13 protein-coding genes and 1 riboswitch are annotated in these 15,516 nt (G+C 62.6%); of the genes, 4 read left to right on the top strand and 9 right to left on the bottom strand.

What is annotated here, in order from left to right; genetic code table 11:
* The first annotated feature begins 40 nt into the window (after positions 1-40).
* A complete protein-coding gene (locus SFY93_RS08190) occupies positions 41-421 on the top strand; it encodes a COG4315 family predicted lipoprotein (protein ID WP_320446703.1) in 381 nt (126 codons plus the stop codon).
* A gap of 215 nt (positions 422-636) precedes the next feature.
* Here SFY93_RS08190 and SFY93_RS08185 read toward each other — a convergent pair whose 3' ends face one another.
* Complete coding sequence (locus tag SFY93_RS08185; protein ID WP_320446702.1) at positions 637-3,510, bottom strand: autotransporter family protein; 2,874 nt, start codon at positions 3,508-3,510, stop codon at positions 637-639.
* Positions 3,511-3,837: 327 nt separating this feature from the next.
* On the opposite strand from SFY93_RS08185, the gene SFY93_RS08180 reads away from it, so the two are divergent.
* Together SFY93_RS08180 and SFY93_RS08175 are read left to right on the top strand one after the other, a co-directional pair.
* Positions 3,838-4,398: a LemA family protein gene (locus tag SFY93_RS08180; RefSeq protein ID WP_089262441.1), complete on the top strand. Its 561-nt coding sequence runs from the start codon at positions 3,838-3,840 to the stop codon at positions 4,396-4,398.
* A gap of 26 nt (positions 4,399-4,424) precedes the next feature.
* On the top strand, positions 4,425-5,585 hold the full coding sequence (locus SFY93_RS08175) for a M48 family metallopeptidase (protein WP_320446701.1): 1,161 nt from the start codon (positions 4,425-4,427) through the stop codon (positions 5,583-5,585).
* Positions 5,586-5,593: 8 nt separating this feature from the next.
* Here the strand turns inward: SFY93_RS08175 and SFY93_RS08170 are convergent, their stop codons facing one another.
* The 8 genes from SFY93_RS08170 to SFY93_RS08135 all read right to left on the bottom strand — a co-directional run bounded on the left by SFY93_RS08170 (position 5,594) and on the right by SFY93_RS08135 (position 14,848).
* Complete coding sequence (locus tag SFY93_RS08170) at positions 5,594-6,226, bottom strand: hypothetical protein (RefSeq protein WP_089262445.1); 633 nt, start codon at positions 6,224-6,226, stop codon at positions 5,594-5,596.
* Positions 6,227-6,337: 111 nt separating this feature from the next.
* Positions 6,338-7,324 (bottom strand): acrylyl-CoA reductase (NADPH), encoded by a 987-nt coding sequence (locus tag SFY93_RS08165; RefSeq protein WP_320446700.1) that lies wholly within the window; start codon positions 7,322-7,324, stop codon positions 6,338-6,340.
* Between the two features lie 139 nt (positions 7,325-7,463).
* Positions 7,464-7,958, bottom strand: a complete 495-nt coding sequence (locus SFY93_RS08160; protein WP_349255063.1) for a 6,7-dimethyl-8-ribityllumazine synthase — start codon at positions 7,956-7,958, stop codon at positions 7,464-7,466.
* Positions 7,959-8,053: 95 nt separating this feature from the next.
* Positions 8,054-8,206: riboswitch (FMN riboswitch) on the bottom strand.
* Between the two features lie 73 nt (positions 8,207-8,279).
* Entirely contained in the window at positions 8,280-9,533 is a 1,254-nt protein-coding gene (locus SFY93_RS08155; protein ID WP_320446698.1) for an MFS transporter, read from the bottom strand.
* A 266-nt stretch (positions 9,534-9,799) separates the two neighbouring features.
* Positions 9,800-11,236 carry a cell wall hydrolase gene (locus SFY93_RS08150; RefSeq protein ID WP_320446697.1) on the bottom strand — a complete coding sequence of 479 codons (1,437 nt, stop codon included), beginning with the start codon at positions 11,234-11,236 and terminating at the stop codon, positions 9,800-9,802.
* Positions 11,237-11,397: 161 nt separating this feature from the next.
* On the bottom strand, positions 11,398-11,571 hold the full coding sequence (locus SFY93_RS08145) for a hypothetical protein (RefSeq protein ID WP_165826769.1): 174 nt from the start codon (positions 11,569-11,571) through the stop codon (positions 11,398-11,400).
* Positions 11,572-11,598: 27 nt separating this feature from the next.
* Positions 11,599-14,571, bottom strand: a complete 2,973-nt coding sequence (gene ppdK / locus SFY93_RS08140) for a pyruvate, phosphate dikinase (protein WP_320446696.1) — start codon at positions 14,569-14,571, stop codon at positions 11,599-11,601.
* A 118-nt stretch (positions 14,572-14,689) separates the two neighbouring features.
* Complete coding sequence (locus SFY93_RS08135; RefSeq protein ID WP_089262456.1) at positions 14,690-14,848, bottom strand: DUF3096 domain-containing protein; 159 nt, start codon at positions 14,846-14,848, stop codon at positions 14,690-14,692.
* A 249-nt stretch (positions 14,849-15,097) separates the two neighbouring features.
* Here SFY93_RS08135 and SFY93_RS08130 point away from each other — a divergent pair, with 249 nt between their 5' ends.
* Positions 15,098-15,463, top strand: coding sequence for a DUF1236 domain-containing protein (locus tag SFY93_RS08130; protein ID WP_231078116.1), 366 nt, complete (start codon positions 15,098-15,100; stop codon positions 15,461-15,463).
* The last annotated feature ends 53 nt before the right edge of the window (positions 15,464-15,516 follow it).

The raw sequence follows: 15,516 nt of genomic DNA, 5'->3' as shown, positions 1-15,516 counted from the left end.
GACGCGACTGCGTCGCCCAATCATCAGGAGTAACGCTGCAATGACCAAATCATTCGCCGCCCTCGCGGCTCTGACTCTCATGCTCGCCTCAAGCGCCGCCTCGGCGCAGATGCTGAAGACCGCCGACACCGCCAAGGGCAAGACCTTCGTCGATGCCAAGGGCATGACGCTCTATACTTTCGACAAGGATGCCGGTGGCAAGTCGATGTGCAACGGTCCCTGCGCCGAAAACTGGCCGCCGCTGTTCGCGGTGGACGATGCCAAGCCGAGCGCCGACATGACCATCGCCGTGCGCGACGACGGTAAGAAGATGTGGGCCTATAAAGGCAAGCCGCTCTACACTTTCAAGAAGGACACCGCCGCCGGCGACACCAATGGCGACGGCTTCCTGAACGGCGCCTGGCATATGGCAAAGCCGTAAGCTTCTTCCCCTCTCCCCCAGCGGAGCGAAGCTCCGCGCAGTGGGAGAGGGTGCCTGAGCGCAGCGAAGGCGGGAGAGGGCTTTTGCAAAGTAAGCAAGAGCCCCCTCTCCCGTCTCGAACCGCTTCGCGGTTCGATCCACCCTCTCCCGCCAACGCAGCTTCGCTGCGTCGTGGGAGAGGGGGAAGGAAGCATCGCTCTTGATTGAGCGCGTTCTCAGAACGAATGCCGGATGCGGCCCATCACCTGATGCGCGACGGCATCGTTGCTGCCGACGATCGCATCATAGTTCACTGACAGTACCGTGAGCGGTGCCAGTCTGCCGGACAGGCCGGCGCCGATCACACCGCGATCGCGCAGCGCGCTGCCGGTCGCGGTGATGAACGAACCCGGCAGCGTGGTATCGGCGAAGCTCGCATTGATGCCGCGCACGCCATCGCTGAATTCATGCAGCCAGGCCAGCCGCAATTCCGGCGTCAGCACGCCGCCATTCAGCGCGTAATCATAGGCGAAGCGTGCGCCGACGCTGGAGCGCAGCGATTCCGAACTGTCCGAGCCGACCACGAGAGCCGCCGCACCGCCGCGTTCGGCGAAGCCATCGGTCATCACCCGCGTATATTGCAGGCCGATCTCCGGTGTGACGACCCAGCCGCTGACGCGCAGGTCGGTGCCGACCGTGCCGCGGATCGCATAGTGATCGCCGCTGAAGGCCGCGGTGTTCGTCGTGCCGACCGCCACGCGCGTGGTGTCGTAATCGCTGAAGCCATAGAGGCCCATGGCGGTCGCGAACCAGCCGGGCGCCTGATACGTGCCATAGCCGCCGATGGTGCCGGTCGAGATCTTGGTGTGGCTGCCGACGTTATCGATATCGCCGCGGGTCAGCGCATAGCCGCCGAACACGCCAGCGACGAGGCTGTCGGTGATGCGCCGGTCGTAGCCGGCGAGCACGTTGACCGTGTTCGACTTGAAGCCTGGCGCGTCAGTTCGTGCGCCTTCGCGCGCGAAGCTGGCGCCCGACGTGATGAACAGGCCCTGTTCGGCAGCGACGGCGACCGGACGCAGACCCGGCAGAGCCTTGGTCACCGGCGCATAGGCCATCGCATCGGCCGCATTGCCGCCCCAGCCGGCATCGGCCAGCGCAGAACTCGCGCTGCCAGGGAATCCCGTCACGGCGGCCAGCGCACGATCCGCACTGAAATTCTTGTCGAACATGCCGCCGTCGAACATCGCCAGCGCATTGCCGACACCAGACATGTCGGTGCCGAGGCCGCCGAGGCGGTTCTGCGTCAGGTGTTGGCCGACCAGCGAGGTCGTCTGGAACGCGTCATTCATGGTCATGCGGCCGAGGCCCTGATAGGCCGCGGGCGTGAGCTGCGCCAGCGCCGCGCCGACATCTGCCGAGCTGGCAACGCTGTCGAGCAGATTGACCACCGCACTGCTGGTGGCGTTGGCCGGCAGATTGTCGAACAGCGAGGCGACGCCCAACGAGCCCGCGCTGGCAAAGGATGCGAACGAAGACGACGCTCCGGTGATCACCTCGAACGACGTATAGAGTGTACCGCCGATATTTACGGTCTGACCGGCCTGCAGCGCAGCGCGCTTGGCGTCGGTGAGGCCCGCCTTGTTGTAGTTCAGCGTATCCGTACCAACGCCGCCATCGACGAGACCGACGATGCGCGAGCCCTTCATGACGTTGACGGTGTCGTTGCCGCCTTCCATGTTCACGGCGCGGCCATTGTTGCCGATGATCGTGCCGTAATTGGTCAGCACGTCATTGCCTTCGCCCATCTGGATCGCCGAACCGTCGCCGCGTATGAAGCGGGCGGAGCCCGCTGCATATGTCACACCGTTCAGCGTGCCATTGGCAGGATCGAGTGTGCCGGTGTCGGTCAGGACCGTGGCATTCGGATTGGGAATAGCGCCATTGCCGATAATCGTGCCGTAGTTCGTGATGGTGTCGTTGTCCGCAGCAGTCCCGAGCTTGTTTTCCATTCGGATCGCATAGCCCCGTTGCCCCACAATCGTTCCGTAGTTGGTCAGGGTGGTGGCTGCGAGACCGCTCCGATCGAGGTTGCCGTCGTTGTTTACGACGATGCCGGCATCCGCGCCAGAGATCGTACCGTAGTTCAGGATCGTTCCACCGCCGATGGACAGGCCTTCGCTCGCGTTGGCAAGACCGTCTTTATATCCGGCGGCGCCGGTGCCTTCGATGATGCCGTAATTGGTTACGCTGGCAATGTTATCGACATCAACGCCATCGCCGTCACCAACGCCGCTGCCATCATAAGCACCGGTGATGCGGCCATAGTTCACAACGGTGCCCGCGCCGTCGGATCCCACACCGGATCCGTTGCGGCCGATGATTGTCGCTCCGACCTCATTGGTAACCTTCACATCGACATCGGTGGTGATGCCGTGGCGTAGGCCGGAGATGATGCCACCGGTCTTGTTGATAACGGTGCCGGAACGACCCTGCCAGTCGATGCCGTCATTGCTGGCACCGACTACTCCTTCCGAATAGATCAAACCGTAGTTCGTCACTATTGCGCCCTGCCCGGGGCGGATCGCGTCATTGGCGGTGCTCTTGATGACGCCGGTAGCGAAGTTGACGATGTTAACCGTCGCCGTCGTCGAGGAGATGGCATCGAAATCCAGCGCCTGCCCGCCGGTAGAGAGGATCGTGCCGTAATTGTAGACGTTGATGGTGCCGCTTCCGATATTGCTGTTGATACGGAAGGCATCATTGCCAATGCCGGTGATCGTGGCACCCGCGCGATTCCAGACCGTGATGTTTGCCGGAGCCGAGAGGCCGGTGGCGTCGATGCCCCGTGTGGAGCCGAGAATCGTGCCCGAATTGTCGATAGTGACGCCAGGCGCAGGTGACGAGCCGGTCCATGTGATTCCGGTCGCAGCCGAGATCGTTCCGCCAGCAGCGATCGTGCCTGTCTCGTTGCCGGTCACGGCCTTCGTGCCTGCCGTCTCACCATTGTTGATGGTGAAAGAGGCCGCCTCCGCTGCCATCGGCGCGAACAGCGCCGCCACAACAACGCCCATCGCAAGCCGGCTCGCGCCGTTACGCCATTCCAACATCAGAAATCCCCAGCCCCAAAAGTTAGGGTTTCATTAGGTTTCGCGGATGACGGCTGGATGACGAATAGCGCACAGGCGCTAACCCGCAGGCGATCTGCTCACGTCTCCTGTCGACTGATGCAACATCGCAACGGTGCAAACCGACAACATCTCCTTTCAAAGTTGTAGCAGAGGGGCACAAATGACAGGGCGCGATGAAGGAGCGTCTTTGAACGTATTCCACGCTCAACGCGACCAATCCCTGCCGCGACATGCCTGCGGCCCCTGCTCTGTGGCCGCATGATCGGCTAGGCTTTGGGTTTGATGGTTTCTTTTGGGGGTTCTTACATGTCGACCGGCTGGATCGTTCTTGGCGTCATCGTTGTCCTCGTCTTCCTGGCATTTGCTGCCTACAACCGGCTGGTCGCGCTGAGCCAGCGGGTCAACCAGTCCTTTGCCGATATCGACGTGCAGCTCAAGCAGCGCCACGACCTGATCCCGAACCTGATCGAGACCGTGAAGGGCTATGCGGCGCATGAGCGCGGCACCCTCGACGACGTCATCAAGGCGCGCAATTCGGCGATGAATGCACAGGGCCCGGCGCAGGTCGGCGCCGCCGAGAACCAGCTCTCCGGCGCGCTCGGCCGGCTGATTGCACTCAGCGAGGCCTATCCGGACCTCAAGGCCAATACGAATTTCCAGCAATTGCAGAGCGAGCTCTCGGACATCGAGAACAAGATCGCCGCCTCGCGCCGGTTCTTCAACAATGCCGTCTCCGAATACAACACCGGCATCCAGCAGATGCCTGCGGCCCTGTTCGCCGGCACCTTCGGCTTTCACCCGAAGGAATTCTTCGATCTCGGCGAGACCCGCAAGGAGGTCGAAGCCGTGCCGCAGGTCAAGTTCTGATCGCGGCCTGAACCGAGCAGCGCATCATGGCCGCCTATGGTCTCTATACGCATATCGCCTCGAACAAGACGCGTTCGATGCTGCTGCTCGCAGGGCTGTTCCTGCTGATCTACGTGATGGTGTTCGCCGGCGCCCTGATCGGCGAGGTGGCGGTCAACAGCAACGGCTCGGTCGCCTATTACATCAATGCTGCAACACGCGACCTGATCAAGGCGTTGCCCTTCGCCACCATCGGAGCGGTGCTGTGGATCGTCATCGCCTATTTCGGTCATCAAAAGATGATCGACAGCATCACCGGCAGCGAAAGCGTGACGCGGCAGGAGCAGCCGCGACTCTATAATCTCCTTGAAAACCTCTGCATCTCGCGCGGCATTCCGATGCCGAAGCTGAAGGTGATGGACTCTGATGCGCTGAACGCCTTCGCCACCGGCCTCAACCCGCGGCAATATTCCGTCACGGTCACGACGGGCCTCCTGCGCGCGCTCAACGATGACGAGATGGAAGCAGTGCTCGGCCACGAGCTGACGCATATCCGCAACGGCGACGTGCAGCTGATGGTGGTCGCCGTCATCATCGCCGGCGTGGTCGGCTTTGCGGCTGAACTGTTCTTCCGGATATTCATCAATTCCGGCTTCAATTTCGGCAGCAGCCGTTCGTCGCGAACGTCTTCCTCGTCTGACAGTAACAGCAAGGGCTCCGGCGGCGGTGCGGTGTTCGTGATCATCATCGCCGTGGCACTGATCGCGCTGGCCTGGGCACTGTCGCTGGTGGTGCGCTTCGCGCTGTCGCGCTCGCGCGAATTACTGGCCGATGCGGGGTCGGTGGAGTTGACCAAGAATCCCGACGCCATGATCTCGGCGCTGCGCAAGATCGAGAATCGCGGCGAACTGCCCGGCGCGACTTCGGCCGTCATGGAGATGTGCATCGACAATCCCCGCGAGGGTTTTGCCGATCTGTTCGCGACACATCCATCGGTGGATTCGCGGGTCGCCGCCCTGGTGAAATTCGCGGGTGGGCACGATCCCGGACGGATGGCACTGCCATCCGATACGGATGCGCCCGGAGAAGCCGACGACACGCCGCCGCTGCCGAGGTCCGGACCGTGGAGCGGCGACACACTGCCCGCCAGCGGCGCACAGGACCCGCTACGGGGCCCGCTTAAAGGTCCCTGGGGCCGTCATGCCTAAGACTTGTCTCAGTTGGTGGATTTGCGCAGTTCGAGCGCTTCGGTCTTTTCCGGCTCCGGCGTCTTTGCAATTTCCTTCGCCGGCTCGGACTTGATCGATCCGACGGCGTCGATCTTGCTGCTCTCGACGCGCGGGGTCGAGACGCGGGTCACCGTGTTGTCGGCGCCAGCGGAGGCGTCGGCCGAACGGGTGGTAGACGGCGCGCGCAGCGAGCGCGGCGCCGACAGCGAGCGCGCCATCAGCATCTGGCCGCGGCCGCCCTGGTGACGGAAATCGCAATAGGCGAAGCCCATGCCGGAGACCGAGCCGCGGAAGCTGCGCTCGTCATTCTTGTTGAGATTGAAGCACGGCTCGAACGGGATGCCCTTAATCGAGGCGCAAATGGCCTCGCCGCGGACCTGCAGCGTATTGCCCGGCAGGCGCATATTGCGCGCCGGGCCGGAGCCCGAGAACTGCACAGCGCCCGCCGCACCGCCATCGTCGAACACGCGGCCTGCGCCGCGGGTACCGTCGAAACAGGTAAAGGCAAAGACCTTGCCGGCAACAAACTTGCGGGCCTCTTCGGCCGTCATCGACCCAGCCAGCGCGGGGGTCGCCACCGTGGCGGCAAGCACCGCTCCCAACACATAACGCGCAACCATAGGATACTCCGAACAACCGAGCGCGGATGACCGCCTGATGTCTTTACCCGCTGCTTACCATACCAACCGTGGCAACAATGGAGCAGGTTGGTTGGTAAAGTCTGAACGTCGTTAGCCGATCTTTACCACGATTCGCCCGCGCACCTGCCCGGCCAGCACCTTGGCGCCGGCCTCGATCACCTGATCCAGCGGAATTTCCTGAGTAATTTCAGCAAGTTTTGTGTGATCCAGATCTGTCGCCAGCCGCGCCCAGGCCTGCTGTCGCAGCTCGATCGGGCACATGACAGAATCGATGCCGAGAAGACACACGCCGCGTAAAATGAAGGGTGCAACCGAAGATGGCAGGTCCATGCCGGCTGCGAGACCGCAGGCGGCGATCGCGCCGCGATATTTCGTCATCGACAGGAGATTCGCCAGGGTGGTCGAACCGACGCTGTCGATGCCGCCCGCCCAGCGCTCCTTGGCCAGCGGCTTGGCGGGGCCTGAGAGTTCGTTGCGGTCGATGATCTCGCTGGCGCCGAGGCCCTTGAGATAGCCCTCTTCCGAGGTCCGGCCGGTCGAGGCGATGACCTGATAGCCGAGCTTCGACAGCACCGCGATCGCCACCGAACCGACGCCGCCGGCGGCACCCGTCACGACGATCGGGCCATCGGCCGGCTTCAGCCCGTGATTCTCCAGCGCCAGCACGCTGAGCATTGCGGTGTAGCCGGCGGTGCCGACCGCCATGGCGTCGCGGGTGGTCATGCCGTCCGGCAGCCGCACCAGCCAGTCGCCTTTGACGCGGGTCTTTTCGGCATAGGCGCCGAGATGGGTTTCGCCCATGCCCCAGCCATTGCCGATCACCTTGTCGCCGGGCTTCCAGTTCGGATTCGATGAGGATTCCACCGTGCCGGCGAAGTCGATCCCGGCGATCATCGGAAAGCGGCGCACCACTGGCGCCTTGCCGGTGACGGCGAGGCCGTCCTTGTAGTTCACCGTGGACCATTCGACCCGCACGGTGACGTCGCCGTCCATCAATTCGGCTTCGTCGAACTGCGTCAGCGCAACCGTGGTGCCTTTGTCAGCCTTGTCGATGCGGACAGCCTTGAACGTTCCCAACACGCGTCTCCCGAATTTTGCTTGTGATTTCTGCTGCCGAATTATGCCGTGCCGTTGCGGGAAACGCCACCCGCACCCGCCGGGCAGGAGCTCTGCAGCCCTGCCCGGCCATGGCGGCATAACGCGGCAATTGCGGCGATCAGGCGGCCAGTTGCCGCGTCGCCGCGATATTGGCGATGGTGGCCGCACAGGCCGTTGCCGCCTCGGCGCCCTTCACGACGAAATGCTCGCGGAAAAAACGGAGATGCTCGGCATGTTCATGGAAATGCTGCGGCGTCAGCACGGCCGAGATCACCGGCACATCGCTGTCGAGCTGCACCCGCATCAGACCGCTGATGACGGCCTCGGATACGAACTCATGGCGATAGATGCCACCGTCCACGATGAGCCCGGTGGCGACGATCGCGACATAGCGCCCGGTGCGCGCCAGCAATTTGGCCTGCAACGGAATTTCGAAGGCGCCGGGGACTTCGAAGATATCGATCTGGCTGTCGGGCACGCCATGCCGTGCAAGTTCGGCGACAAAACCGACACGGCATTGATCGACGATATCCTTGTGCCAGCACGACTGGATGAAGGCGATCCGCCCGGTCGATGGTGCAAGATTTACGGAAGTGGAAGTTTTGAAGTTCATCACAGGCTGATTCATGGATGCTCTCGCGGTTTGAGACCAGAATCAGGACGTACGGTCACACGCCGAGCATCCACCGAAGCGGAGTCCCTGCGCATACCCGTTCTCTTTCATCCGGACTATGACCGTCGGCTCCGGCATCGCACCGGATCTGCTGACCCTGACGGTGTAACCCGTCAGGCGCTCGCGGGCTTCCGGGCTTGCGCCCGATTACCGCCGGTGGGGATTTTCACCCCGCCCTGAGAACGAAGGCCGCCCCGGTTGGAACGGCCGATGTCAATTTTCATCGCAGGAGGCCAGCGAGTCAACGCCGGGAAATGCAGATCACGCCGGCTGTGCGATCGGACGCTTCACCGGCTCTTCCACGATCGGCAGGTTGATCAGTGCCGACAGCACACCGAACAGCACCGACAGCCACCACACCGGCGTGTAGGAGCCGAACTTGTCGAACACGACACCGCCCAGCCAGGCGCCAAGGAAGCCACCGACCTGATGGCTGAAGAAGGCAAAGCCATACAGCGTGGCCAACCAGCGCGTGCCGAACATCAGCGACACCAGGCTTGATGTCGGCGGTACGGTGGAGAGCCAGGCAAGCCCGCTGATGGCGCCGAAGACGAGCGCCGAGGTGGTCGTCAGCGGCAGCATGATAAAGGCCACCGTCGCCAGCGCGCGGGTGAAGTAGATGAAGGAGAGGATGTAGCGCTTCGGCAGCTTGCCCTGCACATAACCGACCGTCAGCGAGCCGATGATGTTGAACAGGCCGATGATGGCAATCACCCAGCCGCCCACAGCCGCGGGCAAGCCGCGATCAACCAGATAGGCCGGCAGATGCATGGTTATGAAAGCGAGCTGGAAGCCGCACGTGAAGAAGCCGAGCACCAGCAGCACATAGGAGCGATGGCCAAAGGCTTCCGTGAGCGCACTCTTGAACGACTGCTTCTGCGCCACCAGCGCGTCGGCGGACGCAGCACTCGCGGTTGGAGTCGCCAACGCGAGCGACAACGGGATCACCAGCAACATCAGCACCGCAAACACGGTGAGCGTCGCCTGCCAGCCGGTGTTGTCGATCATCGCCACTGTGAAAGGCGCGAAAATGAACTGGCCGAACGAGCCTGCGGCGGTGCCGGCGCCGAGCGCGATGCCGCGCCATTCCGGCGGCACCAGTTTGCCGAAGGCAGACAGCACCAGATTGAACGAGCAACCCGACAGGCCAAAACCGATCAGCAGTCCAGCGCTGATATTCAGCTCGAGCGGTGTCGAGGAATAGCGCATCATCAGCAAGCCAGCCGCATAGAGGAAGGCGCCGACGCAGATCACGCGTACGCTGCCGAACTTGTCGGCGACGGCGCCGGCGAAAGGCTGGCCGATGCCCCAGAGCAGGTTTTGCACGGCGAAGGCGAGCGCGAAAACGTCACGGCCCCAGCCGAACTCCTGGCTGAAGGGCTGCATGAAGAAGCCGACGCTCGAGCGCGGCCCGAAGGTGAGCATGCCGATCAGCGATCCGCAGATGATGATCACCAGCGGCGTACGCCAGCCAAAACCAGATGCCGGGCGCGTCGCGCCGTCAATTGCCGCCATGTCGTTTCCCCGGATCAAATTCGGATTGAAAATTCAGCCGGCCCAAGAGCACAAGCCCGGTCCGGATTGGACGGGAGATTAATGCATTCGCATGGAAATCCCAATGGCGATGACGGGGATTTCGGGGGATGCATTGCTGGGATGCAGGGCCACGCGGACGTCATCACAGCCCAGGGTCGGGCTAACATTCTGCGGAATCCGGAATGGAAAGAGCGATGCCGGGCATGGCATCGCTCTTGGCAGGCTCGGAGGTAAAGTCGTGGCTGTTACGGCTTGATTTCGGAGAGCTTGGCGGAGATTTCCGCCGTCTGCGCCGCCGTGCCCCAGCTCGGCGCCTCGCTGCCGTCGCCCCAGTTACGTGGACGGTAGAAGGAGTGCACGCCGGTCTTGTACATCTTCTTCATCTCGCGGACCCAGGACGGATGCACCCAATAGGCATGGTAATGCGTGGACTTCGCGACTTCCGGCAGCCAGATCCGGCCGTCCAGCGTCGCCTTCGCGATCTTGCGGGCGCGCTCCCACATATCCGGCTCTTTCACGACATCTGGAATGCCGTCGCAGGCGAAGGTGAACTGGCAGGCCAGGCGGCGATGCTTGTTCTGATAGACGACGCCGCAGACGGTTGTCGGATAGAAGCCGGAGAACACGCGGTTCATCACCACCTGCGCCACTGCCATTTGGCCACGTACCGCCTCGCCGCGGGCCTCGAAGTAGATGGCTTCCGTCAGACACTTTTCCTGCTTGCCGCGGGTCAGCTCGGTGAGACCCATACGTTCGGCCGGCGTCTTCGCACGCTGATTGGCGCTGTTGACCTCGCCTTTGCCGGCAACGCTTTCGCCGCCGTCGGTCGGGTTGATCGCCGCATTCGGCACCACCGCCGTAGCCTTCATGTCCGGGTCGAGGCTTGAGCCCGGCATGGCAATACCCGGCACGGCTGTGCCTGGCATTACGATGGTCGGCTCTTCGCCGGGCTGCCAGCGTTCCATTGTCTCGACCGATGCGCCAAGCGACGAGCTACCGAAAAGGCTCGTCTTCACCGAGAAGCCGTCCTTGGCCGGCGCCGGCTCGACGGGGATCACCGCTGCATCGGTCTTGGCGTCCTCGGTGGGCTGCACGGACTGCGATGCGTCGTATTGAGCGAGCGGCGGGGCACGCAGCGCTTCATCGAGTTCGGGATCGAGGGGCGCATGCTGCGCGGATGGCAGTGCGTCGACGGTCTTCGCGCCCATCACCGATCTGTTGTCGTCGAATGAATCCTGCTTCCCAGGCTCATCGGGCGCCACGGTCTCCGGGGCGCGGACGGCCAGGCGATCGCCCTTCAGCGAGCGATCCACCTTGGGGAAATCGGCGGCCTCATAGCGGCGCGGCTGTTGCGCCAGCGGATTGCGGGTCAGTGCACCGGTGATGTCAGTCAGCGCTCCGCTGGCGGCGATGCCGGAATTGTCGAGGCTGGCGAGTTGCAAGGTGGGATTGCGCGAGGCCGTGCCCATCGGGCGACCGAACGAGAATGTTGCAACCTGGATGGAGGAGACGGCGGGCGCGAACACGCGCTTCTGCCAGCGTTCGGTCACGCCCGGCTGGCGAGCCAGCAGCGAGGCGATGTCCTGATAGCCAGATTCTGTCGGGGCCAATGCGAAAACGCAGAGACCGAAGCCGAAGAACGCGCCACGCGCGCCCTTCGGCCGGTTACGCAGTACTAACATCGATACGCTCACGCAACGCTTACACCAGCATCGCCCTGCACGGCACTAATCTGCACATCCGTACATTTCGATCTATTTCGTTAGTACGGAATCAAAGTTGCCGCGGAGTTAATCGGCGATGCAACGACGCCACACGCAAGCTGCACGAGCGCAGTGCGAAATCATTCGAAAGCCTTGGTAAACCGCGGCTCCACAAAAGTAGTAAACATCGCGTTGACAAAGATGATGAAGAGAAATTCGCGGATGCGTGAAAATGTTTGCGAGTTCCATTCCGACGCACGAACAAACACGGCATGAGGCACGCAATAAAAATGGCCGGGGAACTCCCCGGCCATTTTTCAGATCATGAAATCGAAAAGCACTTACGCCTGGCTGGAAATTTCCTTGCCGAGCGCAGCCTGTGCGGCAGCGAGACGCGCGATCGGCACGCGATAGGGCGAGCACGACACGTAGTCGAGGCCGATCTCATGGCAGAAGGCTACCGATGCCGGATCACCGCCGTGCTCACCGCAGATACCAACCTTGATATCAGGGCGAGTCTTGCGGCCACGCGCGACGCCAATCTTCACGAGTTCGCCGACGCCGCTGCGGTCGACCGTGATGAACGGATCGACGGGCAGAATGCCCTTGGCGATATAAGTACCGAGGAAGCTCGCGGCGTCGTCACGGCTGATGCCGAAGGTCGTCTGCGTGAGATCGTTGGTACCGAACGAGAAGAACTCGGCGGTCTCGGCAATCTCGCCAGCCAGCAGACAGGCACGCGGCAGTTCGATCATGGTACCGACCGAATAGTTCAGCTTGCCGCCGGTCTCCTTCATCACCGACACCGCAGTGGCATCGATGCGCGCCTTGATGAGATCGAACTCCATCTTGGTGACGATCAGCGGCACCATGACTTCGAGGCCGACCTGTTCGCCAGTGCGCTTGCCTGCTTCGATCGCGGCTTCGAACAGCGCGCGCGCCTGCATCTCGGCGATTTCCGGATAGGCGATCGCAATGCGTACGCCGCGGAAGCCGAGCATCGGATTAAACTCGGCGAGATCACGCGCACGGTCCGCAAGCTTGCGCGGATCGGTGCCCATGACACGCGCCACTTCCTCGACTTCGCCCTGGGTGTGCGGCAGGAATTCATGCAGCGGCGGATCGAGCAGACGGATCGTGACGGGCAGGCCCTTCATGATCTCGAACAGTTCGACGAAGTCGGCGCGCTGCATCGGCAGCAGCTTGGCGAGCGCGGCACGGCGGGCCTGCTCGTCTTCGGCGAGGATCATCTCGCGCACGGTGCGGATGCGGGTCTCTTCGAAGAACATGTGCTCGGTGCGGCACAGGCCGATGCCTTCCGCGCCATACTTGATGGCGGTGCGGGCATCTTCCGGCGTGTCGCCATTAACGCGGACCTTGAGCTTGCGGACCTTGTCGGCCCAGCCCATCAGCGTTGCGAATTCGCCCGACAATTCCGGCTCGATCATCGGCATGCGGCCGGACAGCACATGGCCAACCGAACCGTCGATGGTGATGACGTCGCCGGCCTTGAACACGCGGCCACCGATGCTCATGGTGCCGCGGCCGTAATCGACGCGGACGGTGCCGCAGCCGGAGACGCAGGGCTTGCCCATGCCGCGCGCGACCACCGCAGCATGCGAGGTCATGCCGCCGCGGGTGGTGAGAATGCCTTCGGCGGCGTGCATGCCGTGAATGTCTTCCGGCGAGGTTTCGACGCGAACAAGAATAACCTTCTTGCCGTCGGCCTGCAGCTTGGCGGCTTCGTCCGACGAGAACACGATCTCGCCCGATGCGGCGCCCGGCGATGCCGGAAGGCCGGTGGCGATGACGTCGCGATTGGCTGATGGATCGATGGTCGGATGCAGGAGCTGATCCAGCGACGCCGGATCGATGCGCGATACCGCATCCTTCTGCGAGATCACGCCTTCATTGGCGAGTTCGACCGCGATGCGGATCGACGCCTTGGCAGTACGCTTGCCGTTGCGGGTCTGCAGCATCCAGAGCCGGCCCTGCTCGACCGTGAACTCCATGTCCTGCATGTCGCGGTAGTGCTTCTCGAGCTGGGTGTAGATGCGCGTCAATTCCTTGAACGCCTCCGGCATCGCCGCTTCCATCGACGCCTTGTCCGAACCGCTCTCGATCCGTGCGTCTTCGGTGATGTCCTGCGGCGTGCGGATGCCCGCCACCACGTCCTCGCCCTGCGCGTTGATCAGGAATTCGCCATACAGCTTGCTCTCGCCGGTCGACGGGTTGCGCGTGAACGCAACGCCGGTGGCCGAGGTCTCGCCCATATTGCCGAACACCATGGCCTGCACGCTGACGGCGGTGCCCCACGACTCCGGGATATCGTGCAGGCGGCGATAGGTCACCGCGCGGGTATTCATCCAGGATGAGAACACGGCGCCGACGGCGCCCCAGAGCTGCTCGTGCGGATCCTGCGGGAAGTCCTTCCCCGTTTCGCGTGCGACGGCTTCCTTGTACTGGCCGACAAGCTTGACCCAGTCGTCACCATCGAGATCGGTGTCGAGCGTGTAGCCCTTGTTGTCCTTGTATGTATCGAGAATGTCTTCGAAGTGATGATGCTCGAAGCCGAGCACCACGTCGGAATACATGGTGATGAAGCGGCGATAGCTGTCATAGGCGAAACGCTTGTCGCCCGACAGTTCGGCCAGCGCTTCCACCGTGGTGTCGTTGAGGCCGAGATTGAGGACCGTGTCCATCATGCCCGGCATCGAGGCGCGGGCGCCGGAGCGCACCGAAACCAGCAGCGGGTTTTTCTCGTCGCCGAAGCCCTTGCCGGTGATCTTGCCGACAGCCTCAAGCGCCTTCTCCACCTGCGACTGCAATTCCTTCGGATAGGATTTGCCGTTCGCGTAGAAATAGGTGCAGACCGAGGTCGGAATCGTGAAGCCGGGAGGCACCGGCAGGCCCAGATTGGCCATTTCGGCGAGGTTCGCGCCCTTGCCGCCGAGCAGGTCGCGCAGGCCGGCCTTGCCCTCGGCCTTGCCGCCGCCGAACGAATAAACCCACTTGCCGGCCTTGATGACGTCGGTCACCGGCTTGCTGGTGGCCTTCTTGACGGGCTTGGTCGCCGAAGTCTTGGCTGTAGAAGATTTGGCCACAACCGCCTTCTTGGATGCGGGAGCCTTTGCAACAGGCTTCGGAGCAACCTTTGCTTTCACAGCCGTTTTGGCCTTCGCCGCGGATTTTGCTGCAGGTTTTGCAGCTGACTTCTTAAGCGCCTTGCGGGCCACCGAAGCTACTTTGGGCGCAGCCTTGGACAGCTTTGACTTCGCAGGGGCTTTCTTGGACTTCGAGGCGGTTTTGGCCATGGTTCTCAATCAATCCGCGAGAGGAAACGACAGGGAAATGTGCCGCGTTACACCACGTTTCAGGGACGTGGCGCAAGCAGCCCGGAGGTACCGCTGTAGGTAACGGCCGTGTCGAAATTTAGCCGATTTTCAACATCCTGAAGACGCCGAGTCCGGCCAGTCCGACGAAGATCAGATAGATCGCCACCACCAGATTGAGAAACCGCGGCATGATCAAAATCAGAACGCCAGCGATAAGCGCGACAATCGGCTGGATGTGAGCTGCCGTGATGACCATGAGAAGTGTCTCCGTGAGGGAATCGATTCGGGTGCGATGCGCCGCGGGGATTTAGCAGCATAAAGACGTCCTGCCCATCAATGGGTTCCCGCATACCTGCATGCAGTGCATCAAAAACCAGCAATTGCGCGTGGAAAATTCCGGAACGATCGCTGGCGGCATGCATTGGCCGACGGTGAATAAATCAAACCAGGCTGGATGGCACAGACCGGCGCGGCAAGCCGGACATCGTTCACGAAGGAGACGATCATGCGAAACAAACTTATTGCAGCAGCGGCCCTTGTCGGCGCGCTCGGCGCACCGCTGGCCGTGCAGGCTCAGGGCGTCACCGTCGGTGTATCCGGGGGCGATCGCGTCATCGTCGACAACAACGATCCCGATGGCATCACCGTGCAGGAGCGTCCGGCATTCCGTGAATATGTGGTGCGCGAACGCGTGCCGACCTTCACCGTGCCCGATCGCATCGTCGTCGGCACCACGCTGCCTGAAGCCGGCGTGACCTATTACGACGTGCCGCAGACGGTCGCGACGACGCCGTATCGCTACACGGTGGTGAATGGTCAGACAGTGCTGGTGGAGCCGCGCTCGCGCCGCATCGTGCAGGTCGTCGACTAGCACGTCACGTTGAAAGAAGATTCGTTCGGGCGCCGCGAATGGCGACCGGGCGA

This window comes from Tardiphaga sp. 42S5 (genome assembly GCF_034044155.1).
Taxonomy (GTDB): Bacteria; Pseudomonadota; Alphaproteobacteria; order Rhizobiales; family Xanthobacteraceae; genus Tardiphaga; species Tardiphaga robiniae.
Note: the sequence above shows the minus strand (reverse complement) of the source record. Positions and strands in the feature narration are given on the sequence as shown.